The sequence below is a fragment of the Streptomyces sp. NBC_01450 genome, assembly GCF_036227505.1.
GTDB lineage: Bacteria > Actinomycetota > Actinomycetes > Streptomycetales > Streptomycetaceae > Streptomyces.
Genome location: NZ_CP109480.1, coordinates 10,239,276 through 10,252,970, shown reverse-complemented (window position 1 = coordinate 10,252,970; position 13,695 = coordinate 10,239,276). Strand labels below are relative to the sequence as shown.

Annotated in this window: 11 protein-coding genes and 1 pseudogene; 4 read left to right on the top strand and 8 right to left on the bottom strand. The window is 70.3% G+C overall.

Going from position 1 to position 13,695, the window contains the following annotated elements:
* Window position 1 precedes the first annotated feature (1 nt).
* Complete coding sequence (locus OG568_RS45700; RefSeq protein ID WP_329535858.1) at window positions 2–2,401, bottom strand: phosphoketolase family protein; 2,400 nt, start codon at window positions 2,399–2,401, stop codon at window positions 2–4.
* A 97-nt stretch (window positions 2,402–2,498) separates the two neighbouring features.
* Between OG568_RS45700 and ppk2 the strand changes: the two genes are divergently transcribed.
* Window positions 2,499–3,302: a polyphosphate kinase 2 gene (ppk2, locus tag OG568_RS45695; protein WP_266418657.1), complete on the top strand. Its 804-nt coding sequence runs from the start codon at window positions 2,499–2,501 to the stop codon at window positions 3,300–3,302.
* A gap of 5 nt (window positions 3,303–3,307) precedes the next feature.
* Here ppk2 and OG568_RS45690 read toward each other — a convergent pair whose 3' ends face one another.
* The 3 genes and pseudogenes from OG568_RS45690 to OG568_RS45680 form a co-directional block, all read right to left on the bottom strand.
* Complete coding sequence (locus tag OG568_RS45690; protein WP_329535857.1) at window positions 3,308–4,189, bottom strand: universal stress protein; 882 nt, start codon at window positions 4,187–4,189, stop codon at window positions 3,308–3,310.
* Between the two features lie 5 nt (window positions 4,190–4,194).
* Window positions 4,195–4,365 (bottom strand): annotated as a pseudogene (locus OG568_RS45685) (zinc-dependent alcohol dehydrogenase); the annotation flags it as partial.
* Window positions 4,366–4,450: 85 nt separating this feature from the next.
* Window positions 4,451–5,335 carry a universal stress protein gene (locus OG568_RS45680; protein WP_329536624.1) on the bottom strand — a complete coding sequence of 295 codons (885 nt, stop codon included), beginning with the start codon at window positions 5,333–5,335 and terminating at the stop codon, window positions 4,451–4,453.
* A gap of 261 nt (window positions 5,336–5,596) precedes the next feature.
* On the opposite strand from OG568_RS45680, the gene OG568_RS45675 reads away from it, so the two are divergent.
* The 3 genes from OG568_RS45675 to OG568_RS45665 all read left to right on the top strand — a co-directional run bounded on the left by OG568_RS45675 (window position 5,597) and on the right by OG568_RS45665 (window position 11,439).
* Window positions 5,597–6,298 carry a CBS domain-containing protein gene (locus OG568_RS45675; protein WP_329535855.1) on the top strand — a complete coding sequence of 234 codons (702 nt, stop codon included), beginning with the start codon at window positions 5,597–5,599 and terminating at the stop codon, window positions 6,296–6,298.
* Between the two features lie 180 nt (window positions 6,299–6,478).
* Entirely contained in the window at window positions 6,479–8,926 is a 2,448-nt protein-coding gene (locus OG568_RS45670; RefSeq protein WP_443077827.1) for a SpoIIE family protein phosphatase, read from the top strand.
* Window positions 8,927–9,180: 254 nt separating this feature from the next.
* A complete protein-coding gene (locus tag OG568_RS45665) occupies window positions 9,181–11,439 on the top strand; it encodes a SpoIIE family protein phosphatase (protein ID WP_329536623.1) in 2,259 nt (752 codons plus the stop codon).
* A gap of 46 nt (window positions 11,440–11,485) precedes the next feature.
* On the opposite strand, the gene OG568_RS45660 is transcribed toward OG568_RS45665, so the two are convergent.
* The 4 genes from OG568_RS45660 to OG568_RS45645 all read right to left on the bottom strand — a co-directional run bounded on the left by OG568_RS45660 (window position 11,486) and on the right by OG568_RS45645 (window position 13,610).
* The gene (locus OG568_RS45660; protein WP_266579357.1) at window positions 11,486–11,941 is read right to left on the bottom strand and encodes an SHOCT domain-containing protein; all 456 of its coding nucleotides are present in this window, start codon (window positions 11,939–11,941) and stop codon (window positions 11,486–11,488) included.
* A gap of 116 nt (window positions 11,942–12,057) precedes the next feature.
* Window positions 12,058–12,720, bottom strand: a complete 663-nt coding sequence (locus OG568_RS45655; protein WP_329535853.1) for an HdeD family acid-resistance protein — start codon at window positions 12,718–12,720, stop codon at window positions 12,058–12,060.
* Between the two features lie 151 nt (window positions 12,721–12,871).
* Window positions 12,872–13,069, bottom strand: coding sequence for a hypothetical protein (locus OG568_RS45650; RefSeq protein ID WP_266418638.1), 198 nt, complete (start codon window positions 13,067–13,069; stop codon window positions 12,872–12,874).
* Between the two features lie 22 nt (window positions 13,070–13,091).
* Window positions 13,092–13,610, bottom strand: coding sequence for a hypothetical protein (locus OG568_RS45645; protein WP_329535852.1), 519 nt, complete (start codon window positions 13,608–13,610; stop codon window positions 13,092–13,094).
* Window positions 13,611–13,695 lie beyond the last annotated feature (85 nt).

Sequence of the window (13,695 nt, the reverse complement as noted above, 5' to 3'; positions counted from 1 at the left end):
ATCATCCGGTCCAGGTCCAGTCGGCGACCTCGGGCAGGTCGGTGCCGTGGTCGCGGATCCAGGCGTGGTGGCGGGTGCGGGCGTCCGCCATCTGCTGGCGGACGGCGGCGGCGCGGACGTCGAGGCCGGGGACGCGGTCGATCACGTCCATGACGAGGCGATACCGGTCCAGGTCGTTGCGGACGACCATGTCGAACGGGGTCGTGGTGGTACCCATCTCCTTGTAGCCGCGTACATGCAGGTTGGCGTGGCCGCTGCGGCCGTAGGCGAGCCGGTGGATCAGCCAGGGGTAACCGTGGTAGGCGAAGATCACCGGCTTGTCGGTGGTGAACAGCCCGTCGTACTCGAAGTCGCCCATTCCGTGCGGGTGTTCCTCGCGCGGCAGCAGCCGGGTCATGTCGACGACGTTGACGACGCGCACGGCCAGCTCGGGCAGATGGCGTCGGAGCAGGTCGGAGGCGGCCAGGATCTCCTGGGTGGGGACGTCACCCGCGCAGGCGAGGACGACGTCCGGTTCGCGGTCCCCGTTCGCCGAGCCCGCCCACTCCCAGATCCCGGCGCCGCGGGCGCAGTGGGCGCGGGCCTGGTCCATGGAGAGCCAGTCGAAGCAGGGCTGCTTGCCCGCCACGACGACGTTGACGTAGTCGCGGCTGCGCAGGACGTGGTCCGCCACCGACAGCAGGGTGTTGGCGTCCGGCGGCAGATAGACCCGTACGACCTCGGGGCTCTTGTTGAGGACGTGGTCGACGAAGCCGGGGTCCTGGTGCGAGAAGCCGTTGTGGTCCTGGCGCCAGACGTGCGAGGTGAGCAGGTAGTTGAGGGAGGCGATCGGGGCACGCCACGTCAACTCCCTCGACGTCTTGAGCCACTTGATGTGCTGGTTGACCATCGAGTCGACGATGTGCACGAACGCCTCGTAGCAGGAGAACAGCCCGTGCCGGCCGGTCAGTGTGTAGCCCTCCAGCCAGCCCTGGCAGAGGTGTTCGGAGAGGATCTCCATCACCCGGCCGTGCCGGTCCAGGTGCTCGTCCACCTGGAGGATCTGGGCCTGCCACGCCTTGCCGCTGGCGCCGAGGACGGCTCCCAGCCGGTTGGAGGCGGTCTCGTCGGGGCCCACCAGCCGGAAGTCGCGGCGGTGGGAGGTGTCCTTCATGACCTGTTCCAGGAGGCCGCCGAGGACCCGGGTGGGCTCATGCAGGGTGGCGCCCGGCTTGTCGACGGGGACGGCGAAGCGGTCGAGGGAGGGGATCGGCAGATCGCGGACGAGCAGACCGCCGTTGGCGTGCGGGGTGGCGCCGAGGCGCTTCGAGCCATCAGGCACGCAGGCGAGGACGTCGGCGACGGGGCGTCCCTCGGTGTCGAAGAGTTCCTCGGGACGGTACGAGCGCAGCCAGGTCTCCAACTGCCTCAGGTGTTCCGGGTTTTCGCGGACCCCGGCCAGCGGTACCTGATGGGCGCGCCAGGTGCCCTCGACGGGCACGCCGTCGACCTGCGCCGGTCCCGTCCAGCCCTTCGGGGTGCGCAGCACGATCATGGGCCAGCGCACCCGCTCCGTCACACCGTCCTCGCGGGCGGTGCGCTGCATCAGCGCGATGCGGTCCAGGGCCTGGTCGAAGGCGTCCGCCATCGCGTGGTGGACCTGGTGCGGGTCGTCGCCGGTGACGTGGATCGGGTCGTGGCCGTAGCCGCGCAGCAGCTCGTCGAGTTCGGTCTCCGGGAGCCGGGACAGGACGGTCGGGTTGGCGATCTTGTAGCCGTTGAGGTGCAGGATCGGCAGCACGGCGCCGTCGTGGACCGGGTCGAGGAACTTGTTGGAGTGCCAGGACGCGGCCAGCGGCCCGGTCTCCGCCTCGCCGTCGCCGATCACGCAGGTGACCAGCAGGTCCGGGTTGTCGAAGGCGGCCCCGTAGGCGTGCGCCAGCGAGTAGCCGAGCTCACCGCCCTCGTGGATCGAGCCCGGTGTCTCGGGCGCGACATGGCTGGGCACCCCGCCGGGGAACGAGAACTGCCTGAACAGCCTCTCCATGCCCGCCGCGTCCCGCGAGACGCTCGGGTACGTCTCGCTGTAGGTCCCCTCCAGCCAGGAGTTGGCGAGGACCGCGGGCCCGCCGTGACCCGGGCCCCACACGCACAGCGCGTCCAGAGCACGGGCCTTGATCACCCGGTTGAGGTGCGTGTACACCAGGTTGAGGCCGGGTGAGGTGCCCCAGTGGCCGAGCAGCCGCGGCTTGATGTGCGCGGGGGTCAGGGGCTCGGTCAGCAGCGGGTTGGCGAGCAGGTAGATCTGGCCCACGGCAAGGTAGTTGGCGGCCCGCCAGTGGGCGTCCAGGGTGCGCAGTTCGTCGTCGGTCAGTACGGTGCTGTCCTGGTGTTCGACCTTGGGCGGTTCGACCTTGGGCATGGTGACTCCGTAAGTCATCGAGGTGCGTCACGAGGTGTGTCGCAGGGCGTGTCGCGGGGCGTGGCATCGGTGTGCGTGATCGAGCGGAGGAGGCGGCATGGCCGGCGAGAAGACGGCGAAGGTGCCGGTTGAGGCGTACGAGCGGGAGCTGCTGCGCCTGCAGACGGAGCTGGTCAAGCTTCAGGAGTGGGTGCGCACCGAGGGCGCCCGGCTCGTGGTGGTCTTCGAGGGCCGGGACGCGGCGGGCAAGGGCGGCACGATCAAGCGGGTGTCGGAGCTCCTCAATCCGCGCGTCGCACGGACCGTGGCGCTGCCCAAGCCCACCGAGCGCCAGCGCACCCAGTGGTACTTCCAGCGGTATGTCGAGCATCTGCCCGCCGCCGGTGAGATCGTCCTGTTCGACCGGAGCTGGTACAACCGCGCCGGCGTCGAGCACGTCATGGGCTTCTGTACGAAGGAGGAGCACCAGCTCTTCCTGCGTCAGTGCCCGATCTTCGAACGGATGCTGGTCGAGGAGGGGATCCTGCTGCGCAAGTACTGGTTCTCGGTGAGCGACGCGGAGCAGCAGAAGCGGTTCCGGCGCCGGCTGAAGGACCCGACGCGGCGCTGGAAGCTGTCCCCGATGGACCTGGAGTCGATCACCCGCTGGGAGGCGTACTCCCGGGCCAAGGACGAGATGCTGGTGCACACGGACGTGTCGGAGGCTCCGTGGTACGTCGTGGAGAGCGACGACAAGCGCCGGGCCCGCCTGAACATGATCGCCCACCTGCTCGGCTCCGTTCCGTACCACGAGGTGAAGCCACCGGTTCTCGAACTGCCGCCCCGGCCGCCGTCGACGGGCTATGTGCGCCCGCCGCGCGATCTGCAGACGTACGTCCCCGACCACGCGGCGACCCTCTGAGCCGCTCACCCCCGTTGCGGTACGACGGCGACCGGGCAGGCGGAGTGGTGCAGGAGCGTGTGGGCGACCCGGCCGAGCTGGAGTCCGGCGAGTCCGTGGTGGTGGTGGCGGCGGACTCCGACGACCAGCAGGTCGGCGTCGTCCGAGGCGTCCAGCAGGACCCGGCGGACGCTGCCCTCGGCGGTCCTGCGGCGCAGTTCGATGGTCGGGTGCTCGGCCGCGGCCTCGCTCAGCGCCGACTCCAGGATCTCCGCGGCCCGCTGCTCGTGCAAACGGGCCGGTTCGCCCTCGAGCAGGGGGTCGTCGGTGCTCTCGTACGCCGGACAGCGCCAGGCCCGTAGGGCGTCCAGTGCGGCCCCGCGCACCTCGGCCTCCTCGAAGGCGAAGCGTGTGGCCGCCGTGTCGTGCGGCCCCTCCCCGACTCCGAGGATCACGCGCCGGTGCGTCCCCGCCCTTGCCTGGTTGTCCTGGTTGCCGCGCAGCACGATCACCGGGCAGGCGGCTCGGCCGGCGACCGTGAGGCTGACCGAGCCGAGCAGCAGTTCGGCGAGGCCGCTGCGGCCGCGCGACCCGACGACCAGCGCGGCAGCGGTGTGCGCCTCGTTCAGCAGCACGCTCACCGCGTCGTCCGGCAGGATGTCGGTGGTGACCTTCGCCTCGGGGGCCCGCCGGTGGGCGCGCTGTGCGGCGGCCTCCACGACGTTGTCCGCCATCACCTGCTCCGGGGACCTGTCGAGGCCCTGCGCGGCGCCCTCGTAGCGCTCCCACAGCGAGGCGTACACCAGGCGCAGCGGTACGCCGCGCAGCGCGGCCTCGTCCGTCGCCCAGTCCACGGCGCGCAGGCTGGGCTCCGAGTCGTCGACGCCCACGACCAGTGGCAGTTCCACCGTCCTCACCGTCCTTCACCGAAGTCTTCACCGAAGTCGAAGACGATCCGGGCCTTGTCCTGGCCGCGCGGCACCGCGTCGATCGACTCGTCGACGGAGACGAGGGGCCGGGACTCGCGGACGGCCCGGGTGCGGCCCGCCGCGTGCAGTTCGAAGACCTCGACCGGATCCTGCCGAACTGCCGCTTTCATGAGGGTCTCTCCTCGGATGGTAAGTCGTGTCTGATGGTGGGTCGTGCCGGGTGATCGGTCGTGCCGGACGTCAGTCGTGCGGGACCACCGCGACGGGGGCGGTGGCGTGGTGCAGTACGGCGTGGGCGACGGGCCCGATGTGGGCGCCGAGCGGGGAACGGCGGATGCGGCGGCCGACGACGACCAGCGAAGCCTCGTGGGAGGCGTCGACCAGGTGATCGGCCGCTTTCCCGGACAGCGAGTCCGAAACGACCTCCAGGTCCGGGAACTTCTGCTTCCAGGGACGCAGCACCTCTGTCAGGGCGGCGTCCTGCTCCGCGGCGATCTGGGCGTCCAGTTCGAAATCCGGGGCCATACCGTGCCCGATGTAGGGCGGCGCGTCCCAGCCGTGCACGACACGGAGCGAAGTGCCGTGCAGGAGGGCCGCTTCGAAGGCAAAGCCGATCAGGGTGTCGTCGGGAGCCCTGGTGTCGAGTCCGAGCACGACGGGCCGCGAGGGCGGGACGCCGACGTCGGTGCCCGAGGTGTCTCCTTCGGCCCGTACGAGGACGACCGGACGCTCGGCGTGTGCCACGACGGCCAGGCCGACGGAGCCGACGATGAATCCGCCCACCCCGCTCAGGCCGCGGGATCCGAGCACCAGCAGTTCGCCGTCCTTCGCGGCGTCGGCCAGTACCTCGGCCGGCCGCCCGGTGACCTGCTCGATGAGCACGTCGACCTCCGGGTGGGCCGCCCGCACCCCGTCGGCCGCTTCACGCGGTATGTGTTCGGTCCAGTGCTGATGGGTCTCGGGGCCGAGCAGCGGGGCCTGGGCGAGGGGTTCCGGGGCGGGCTCCCAGACGTTGACCAGCTTCAACGGCAGCCCCCGGAGCTTCGCCTCACGGGCCGCCCAGTCGGCGGCGGCACGACTCTCCGGCGAGCCGTCGAGACCTACGGTGACGGTGGTGCGGGACATGATCTCCACCTCCTGAACCGGGATCGCGAGATCCCGGTTCCAGCGTCGTGTCATGTTCCAGCGTCGTGTCAGGAGGGTTCGCGGTGCAGGGGCCGCAGGTCCCCGGAAAGGGCCGATCGGCCCTATGGACCCCGGGGCGGGCGCGGGGCGGCCGCCCCGGGGGGACCGGTCGGCCGTGGCCGGGGCCGACCGGCCCATGGGGTGACGGCCCGGAGCACCGCACAGTGGAGGGGAAGGCACGTGACGAAGGAGGCGGAAGTCATGCAGCACCGCATGGTGAGCGATCTGATGACGACTTCGGTCGTACGAGTGCGGGAGGACGCCGGCTTCAAGGAGATCGCCAAACTTCTGGCCGAGTACGACATCACGGCGGTACCGGTCGTGGACGGTGACGACCGGCCCGTGGGCGTCGTCTCCGAGGCGGATCTGCTGCGCAAAGAGGCGGGCCTGGTGGACCCCGCGGGCCTGCTGCCGGTCCTGCACCCGCGCCCCGTCGACCAGGCCAAACAGGAGGCGATCAGCGCCCGAGGGCTGATGAACAGCCCTGCCGTCACGGCCCGGCCCCAGTGGACGGTGGTGGAGGCCGCGCAGGTGATGGAGCGCTACCGCGTCAAGCGGCTGCCGGTGGTGGACGAAGCCGACCGGCTGGTCGGGCTGATCAGCCGCGCCGACCTGCTGCGGGTGTTCCTGCGCGGTGACAGTGCCATCCGCGAGGAGATCTCCGGGGACGTACTGGTCCGCACGCTGGGCATCGCGCCCGACTCGGTGACCGTGCGTGTCGTGGACGGACGGGTCTCCCTGAAGGGGACCGTCGCACGGAAATCCCTCATCCCCGTCGCCGTGCGGCTGTGCCAGGGCGTTGACGGAGTGGTGGACGTCACGGAACAGCTGAGCCACCGGACCGACGACACCTCCGAGACCCTGTACGCCGACTCCCCGCGCCACGCCCAACTGTCGCCTTGACGGTGCGGTGCGGCGGCACCTTCGCGCGCGGCGGAGTCGGCCGCCGACCTGCGTGTGCGCTCAGGGGGAGATACAAGTGAGGGAGGGGCCGACGCGACGGGACGCGACGTTTCGCCGACCCGCGGCCCCTGCTGTGTCTCCCCAGGACCCGAGAGACCCGGGGAGCGGGATGGGCGATGAATGGACATGGAGAATGCCAGCCCCCTGGGAAACGGCCTCGGTCAGCTCCCGGATCCGGTCACCTCGGCCACGGCAGTCGTCGACGCGCGAGGGACCGTGACGGGGTGGAGCACTGGCGCACAGCGGTTGCTCGGTTACCCGTACGAGGACGTCGTAGGGCGTCCCGCGGCACGTCTGCTGTGCTGCACCGCCGACGCCCCCGTGGATTTCTCCGCGATCATCGAGGGACGGAGCGGGGCGACCCGTCTGCGACACCGCGACGGCCACCGCACGGAAGCCGAGCTGCGGGCGTACGCGTCACTCGACCGCGAGGGTGGAACACAATGGCTCGTCGTGGCCTCGCCGCCACACCAGTCGCGTCCGTGCCAGAAGCCACATCCGAACGAGGACGACGTGACGACGGAGGAAGCCTTCGCGCAGTGCCACCTGCCCGTGATGATCTACGACGCCCAGTTGCGGGTCCTGCGGGGCAGCGCCGGCGCGGCCCACCAACTGGGTCTCACGGAGCGGCAGATGCGCGGTCGGCGGGCCGCCGACCTCCTGCCTCCCCGTATCTGCACCACGATCGAAGCCGGTATGCGCCGAGTGTTCGACACCGGGAAACCGGAGTTCTTCCACGTACACGGCCCACCCCGGCCCGGAGGCCAGGGACGGTTCTGGGCCGTCACTCTGTCCCCCGTCAAAAACCCCGCGGGAAAGGTGCGACACGTACAGCTCATCGCGCTCGACGACACCGAACAGCACCGGGCCCGAGAGCGACTCGCCCTGCTGAACGACATCAGCACACAGGTCGGCAACACTCTCGATGTGACGCGCACGGCTCAGGAAATGGCCGACGTGGCGGTGGGCCGGCTCGCCGACTTCATCAGTATCGACCTGCTGGACTCACTGCTCCGCGGCTTCGAGCCCGGGCCGCTCTGCGAGGACGCCATCGGTCTGCGCCGCGCCGCGCAGCAGTCCGTCCTTCCCGGCGTCCCCGAGTCGGTGATCAGGCCGGGAGACGTGGACTACTACCCGGAATCCTCGCCACCCGCCCGCTGCCTGCTCACGGGGCTCTCCTCGCTGCACCGCACCCTGGACGAAGCCGTCGAGAGCTGGCAGGCGGCCGATCCCAGGCGCGCGGTGAAGGTCCGCGCCTTCGGAATGCACTCGATCATGGTTGTCCCGCTGAGCGCCCGAAGCCTCACGCTCGGGGTGGCCGTGCTCGTCCGCCACCGGCGCCAGGACCCCTTCACCGAGGACGATCTGCTCCTCGCGGAGGAGATCGCCGCACGCGCCGCCGTGTCCGTGGACAACGCCCGCCGCTTCACCCGCGAGCGGAACACCGCCCTGGCCCTGCAACGAAGTCTGCTTCCGCAGCGGCTCGCCGCCCAGGAGGCCGTGGAGGTGGCGTACCGCTACCTGCCGGCTCGTTCCCGGGCCGGGCTGGGCGGCGACTGGTTCGATGTGATCCCTCTGTCGGGCGCCCGCGTCGCCTTGGTCGTCGGAGACGTGGTGGGCCACGGTCTGCGTGCCTCCGCCACCATGGGGCGGCTGCGGACCGCGGTACGCACTCTGGCGGACGTCGACCTGCCTCCCGAGGAACTCCTCGTCCACCTGGACGACCTGATCGCCCACCTCGGGACGGAGAACGGTATCGTCACGGACTCGGAGCTCGATGTCGTCACCGATTTCATCGCCACCTGCCTGTACGTGGTCTACGACCCGGTCTCGCGCCGCTGTACGGCCGCCGCGGCAGGTCATCCCCCGCCCGCCGTGGTGACGCCCGACGGCACGGCGGACTTCGTCGACCTGCCCGTCGGCCCTCCATTGGGAGTGGGCGGGCTGCCGTTCGAAGCGGTCGAATGGGAGGTGCCCCGAGGCAGTCTGCTCGCGCTGTACACGGACGGCCTCCTCGACGTCCCCGAACACGACCTGGACAAGGGGATGGCGCTGCTGCGCCAGCGCCTGGAGCGGCCCGCTCGCTCGCTGGAGGCCCAGTGCGACGACCTGATCCAGACCCTGCTCCCCTCGCAGCCGTCGGACGACGTCGCCCTGCTCCTCGCGCGCACCTGCGCCCTCGACGAGGGCCGGGTCGCCAGCTGGGACCTGGCTCCCGACCCGGCCGCCGTGGCGGGCGCGCGCGACGAGGTCTCCCGCCTCCTGGCGGAGTGGGGACTGCACGAGGTCTCCTACACCGCCGAACTGGTGGTGAGCGAGCTGGTCACCAACGCGATCCGCTACGGCGGTCCTCCCATTCAGCTGCGTCTGATCCGCGACAACGTGCTCATCTGCGAGGTCTCCGACGGCAGCAGCACCGCCCCGCACATGCGGCGAGCGCGCATCTTCGACGAGGGCGGGCGAGGATTGATGCTCGTGGCTCAGTTCGCCGAGCGCTGGGGCACGCGCCAGCTGCCCGGAGGGAAGTCGATCTGGGCGGAGATCGGCGTCCAGGGGCAGGCGGGCTGATCCGCTCGCCGAACGCGTTGCACACCGGCGGGGCGACTCACGACCGAAGATGTCTGCAGTCGGACGTTGCCCGCGCTCACGGCAGACACGATCGACCGCAGTGCGGCCAGAATGAGACATGCCCGAGTGATCGTGGCCCAAGTGCGCTGAGATGGCCCGAGCGACCCCATGCAGCGGGTCCGTGGGGGGCGAACGTGGGAGAGACGATCAGCACGGCTTCGGCCGCACCGAACCCAGTCTCGGGCTGCGCTGCGGTGGCCTGCTGTGCCGGGGAGTGCGCCACCGGTTCGGGAGGCGCCGAGGACAGATTTCGGGGGCTCCTCGAAGCGGCACCCGACGCCATGATCATCGTGGACGACACCGGGACGATCAGACTCGTCAACGCCCAGACCGAGGCGCTCTTCGGCTACGGCCGTGAGGAACTCCTCGGCCGCTCAGTGGACTTACTGGTACCCGACCGCTTCCGAACCCACCACACCGCACACCGCACCAGCTACGCCGACAACCGCCAGGTACGCCCCATGGGCGCCGGTCTCGAACTGCACGGCCTGCGCAAGGACGGCACCGAATTCCCCGTCGAGATCAGCCTCAGCCCCCTGGAGACCACCGACGGCCTCCTCGTCTCCGCCGCCGTCCGCGACGTCAGCGACCGCAAGGCCGCCGAAGAACGGTTCCGGGGATTGCTGGAGGCGGCGCCGGACGCCATGGTCATCGTGGACGACACCGGGACGATCAGACTCGTCAACGCCCAGACCGAGGCGCTCTTCGGCTACGGCCGTGAGGAACTCCTCGGCCGCTCAGTGGACTTACTGGTACCCGACCGCTTCCGAACCCACCACACCGCACACCGCACCAGCTACGCCGACAACCGCCAGGTACGCCCCATGGGCGCCGGTCTCGAACTGCACGGCCTGCGCAAGGACGGCACCGAATTCCCCGTCGAGATCAGCCTCAGCCCCCTGGAGACCACCGACGGCCTCCTCGTCTCCGCCGCCGTCCGCGACGTCAGCGACCGCAAGGCCGCCGAAGAACGCATCAACGAGCTGGCCGCGCTCGTGGAGTCCTCCCAGGACGCGATCCTCGCCAAGACCCTCGACGGCCACATCACCTACTGGAACGCCGCCGCCCAACGCCTCTACGGCTACACGCGGACCCAGGTCATGGGCCGGCACGTGTCCCTCCTGGCCCCGCCCGACTGCAGCCACGAGATCGACGCCCTGATGAACCAGTTGCGCGACGGGGAGAAGGTCGAGCACTTCGAGACACTACGGGTCACCCGCTACGGCGACTTGCTCGACGTCGACATCACGCTGTGGCCGACCCGCGCCCCCGACGGCAAGGTCGTCGGCGCGTGTGCCATCGTCCGCGACATCAGCGATCGCAAGCGGGCCGAAGCCGAGCTGACCGTCCTGTACGAACAACAACGGCACATCGCCCTGACCTTGCAGCGCAGTCTGATGGGCACTCCGCCCGCCATCCCCGGTCTCACGACCGCCAGCCGCTACCGGCCCGCCACCCAGGGCGCCGGGGTGGGCGGAGACTGGTTCGACCTGATCCCGCTGGGTGCCGGCCGCGTCGGCGTCCTGATCGGCGACGTGATGGGACGCGGGCTGGAAGCCGCCGCCGTCATGGGCCAGTTGCGTTCCGCCGCGCACGCCCTGGCCAAGACCGGAATGCAGCCGCGCCAGCTCATGCAGGCCCTCGACGCCGCCGTCGCCGACCTCGACGTCCCGGACCAACTGGTCACCTGCTGCTACCTGGTGATCGCGGCCGACGCGGGCGAGGTGACGATCTGCTCCGCCGGACATCTGCCCACTCTGGTGGCCACTTCGGGCGAGGGCGCCCGTGCGTTGCCCGCGCCCGTCAACGCGCCCCTCGGCGTGGGCGGTGTCCTCTACCAACAGTGCAGCGCGGTCATGCCGCCCGGCGCCACCCTCGTGCTCTACACCGACGGGCTGATCGAAACCCCCGGCAGCGACATCGAGGACCAGCTCTGCCGGCTCACCACCACACTGAGCGAGCTGTTCACCACCGCTCCCGACCTGGAAGTGGCCGCCGACCACCTCCTGACCACCTTGCTGCCGGACGCCGAGGGCCACAACGACGACGTCACCCTGCTGCTGACCCGGCTGCCCGACGCGCCTCTGGCCGCCGTCACCCTCGACCTTCCGGCGGTCCCCGACTCCGTCCCCGAGGGCCGGGCCTTCCTCAGCAAGGCCCTCACCTCCTGGGGCTGCACCACAAGAGCCGACGACGCGCGGCTCCTGCTGTCCGAAGTCCTCACCAACGCCGTCCAACACGCCCAGGGCCCCATCGGGCTGCACCTGTGCCGGACGACCACGGATCTCACCGTCGAAGTCGGTGACCACAGCCCGCAGTTGCCCCAACCCCGCTTCGCGGCCGACGACGACGAATCCGGGCGCGGGCTGATCCTCGTCCGCGCGCTCGCCGACAACTGGGGTGTACGGCCCACCGACGACGGCAAGACCACCTGGTTCACCCTCGCGCTGTGAGCGCATCCGCCGTCATCGTGCTGCCCGGCGTCGTCTCGTCCGGCGCTCAGTGGCCGGAGGTGGCGGTGCCCGAGCCGCTGGACGGACCGTGACCGCTCAGGACGAGTTCCTTGGCCCTGCGGAACTCGTCGTCCGTGATGTCGCCGCGGGCCCGGATCTCGGACAGTTTGGCGAGTTCGTCGACACTGCTGATTCCGCCGGCCGCCGTCTGCCGGATGTAGGAGTCGAAGGCCTCCTGCTGCGCGCGGGCCTGGGTCACCTCTCGGCGACCCATGTTCTTGCCGCGGGCGATCACGTAGACGAGGACACCCAGGAAGGGCAGGAGGATGACGAACAGGAGCCAGCCGGCCTTGGCCCAACCGCTCAGCTCGTCGTCACGGAAGATGTCGACGATGATCCGGAAGAGCAGGATGAACCACATGATCCACAGGAAGAACCACAGCATGCTCCAGAAGACGCTCAGCAGCGGGTAGTCGTACGCCAGGTACATCTGTGTGCTCATGTCACTCCTCCATTCCGGGCGTTCGCCCGGCGGTCGTCCCTGCCGTTTCACCATGCGCACGGCAAGGGTCGTGCAGCCTCACCCGAGGCGGGTGAGGTGAGCGTTCGTGCGCGGTCTCAGCGCGGCTGGGCGGAGCCGTACGGGTCCACCGCACGTGCGCGGCGGAGTGCGGCCCGCCAGGCGAAGGCGAGGACGAGTTCGATCAGGCCGAGCAGCACGAGCCAGAGGCCGAGCAGCCGGGTCAGGGCACGGGCGGACTCGGTCGGCAGGGCCAGCACCACGACCCCCGCGACGATGCCGAGCGCCGCGGCGCAGAAGACCACGCCACGGTGCGGGAGGTCCGTCATGGCCATGGCCGTGTAGGCGGTCAACATGCCGGACACGAGCCAGACGACGCCGACGATCAGCGAGAGCGCGGCGATGGTCTGCAGCGGGTTCCTCAGGCACAGCACCCCCGCCAGGACGAACAGCACCGAAATCAGCAGCCCGGGGAGCCGCTCGCCGTGCCCCTGCCGGCCGAAGAGCGCCACGAAGCGGAACGCCCCGGCCACGATCAGATACAGACCGATGAGTACCGCGAGGATGTGCAGGGTCTCCTCCGGCCACACCAGTACCAGGACGCCCGGCACCAGCGTCGAGATCGCCGAACCCAGGATCCAGGTCCATGAGCGGCCGAGTCCCGACAGCAGTTCCTCGGGGTCGGCGGGTGGCGCGGAGGCCGCCCCCTCGGACCTGGGCCCCGGTTCGGTACCTGGTGCCGGACCACGCGACTGGGTCATGGCTCCTCCTCACGCGGTCGAGCGGGTCGTCGCCGGACCGCCGACGGGACGGTGTGCGGGGATGTCACCGGGTCAGCGTCCCGCACGCCGTCGGCTGCCGGGTCACCCCCGGCGGGTGATCGTCCGTATCCCCGGGACGGCGTACGTCCGCTCACTCCGGTAGTCGGCGCATCTCCACGATGTGCAGTCCCAGCGACTGACAGCGGGCCAGCAGCCCGTACAGCTGTGCCTCGTCGACGACGGGGCCGAACAGGACGGTCTGGCCGGACATCACCACGTGATCCATCTCCGGAAACGCCTTGGTCAGCGTCTCCGACATATGTCCGTCGACACGGATCTCGTAGCGCATGAGCTGCTCCCATGGGCGCGATTCAATGGGTCAGGAAGACCTTGAACGAGATGATCAGCAGGCCGAGCAGCAGATTGATCAAGGCAGTGACGGCCGTGAGGGACCAGGAGGCCCCGGCACGACGTGCCGCGGCCGCCGACCAGCCCACCTGCCCGGCCACGGCGACGGCGAGCGCCAGCCAGAAGGTGCCCTGCAGGCCGAGGCCCAGGAGTGGGCTGACGGCCACGGCCACGGTCGGCGGGACGGCGGCCTTGACGATCGGCCACTCCGCGCGGCACACCTCGATGACGGTCCGCCGGTCCAGGGACTGCCGCGCCAGACGCGCCCCGAACAGCTGCGCGTGCACGTGCGCGATCCAGAACGCCACACCGGTGCCCAACAGCAGCACCGCGAGCTCCAGGTGAGGGAACGAGCCCAGCGTGCCGGTGCCGATCACCACCGATGCGGCGAGCATGGACCCGTAGACACCACCGGTGTAGTCGGCTTGTGCCCGGTGGTCGGCGTCGGCCGCCGAGACCGCGGCAGGTTCGGTCCGGGACATCAGGGCCTTCTCTCCGATTCAGCGCACCGGGCGCAGGGCATCGGCAGCATCGCCCGATTCGGGATGCTTCGGACGACCCGCCCGT

Coding starts and splice junctions, on each gene's coding strand:
- ppk2 (WP_266418657.1), top strand. CDS start 2,499: ATGGCCGGCGAGAAGACGGCGAAGGTGCCGGTTGAGGCGTACGAGCGG.
- OG568_RS45680 (WP_329536624.1), bottom strand. CDS start 5,335: ATGTCCCGCACCACCGTCACCGTAGGTCTCGACGGCTCGCCGGAGAGT.
- OG568_RS45655 (WP_329535853.1), bottom strand. CDS start 12,720: ATGACCCAGTCGCGTGGTCCGGCACCAGGTACCGAACCGGGGCCCAGG.
- OG568_RS45700 (WP_329535858.1), bottom strand. CDS start 2,401: ATGCCCAAGGTCGAACCGCCCAAGGTCGAACACCAGGACAGCACCGTA.
- OG568_RS45670 (WP_443077827.1), top strand. CDS start 6,479: ATGGACATGGAGAATGCCAGCCCCCTGGGAAACGGCCTCGGTCAGCTC.
- OG568_RS45675 (WP_329535855.1), top strand. CDS start 5,597: ATGCAGCACCGCATGGTGAGCGATCTGATGACGACTTCGGTCGTACGA.
- OG568_RS45650 (WP_266418638.1), bottom strand. CDS start 13,069: ATGCGCTACGAGATCCGTGTCGACGGACATATGTCGGAGACGCTGACC.
- OG568_RS45660 (WP_266579357.1), bottom strand. CDS start 11,941: ATGAGCACACAGATGTACCTGGCGTACGACTACCCGCTGCTGAGCGTC.
- OG568_RS45645 (WP_329535852.1), bottom strand. CDS start 13,610: ATGTCCCGGACCGAACCTGCCGCGGTCTCGGCGGCCGACGCCGACCAC.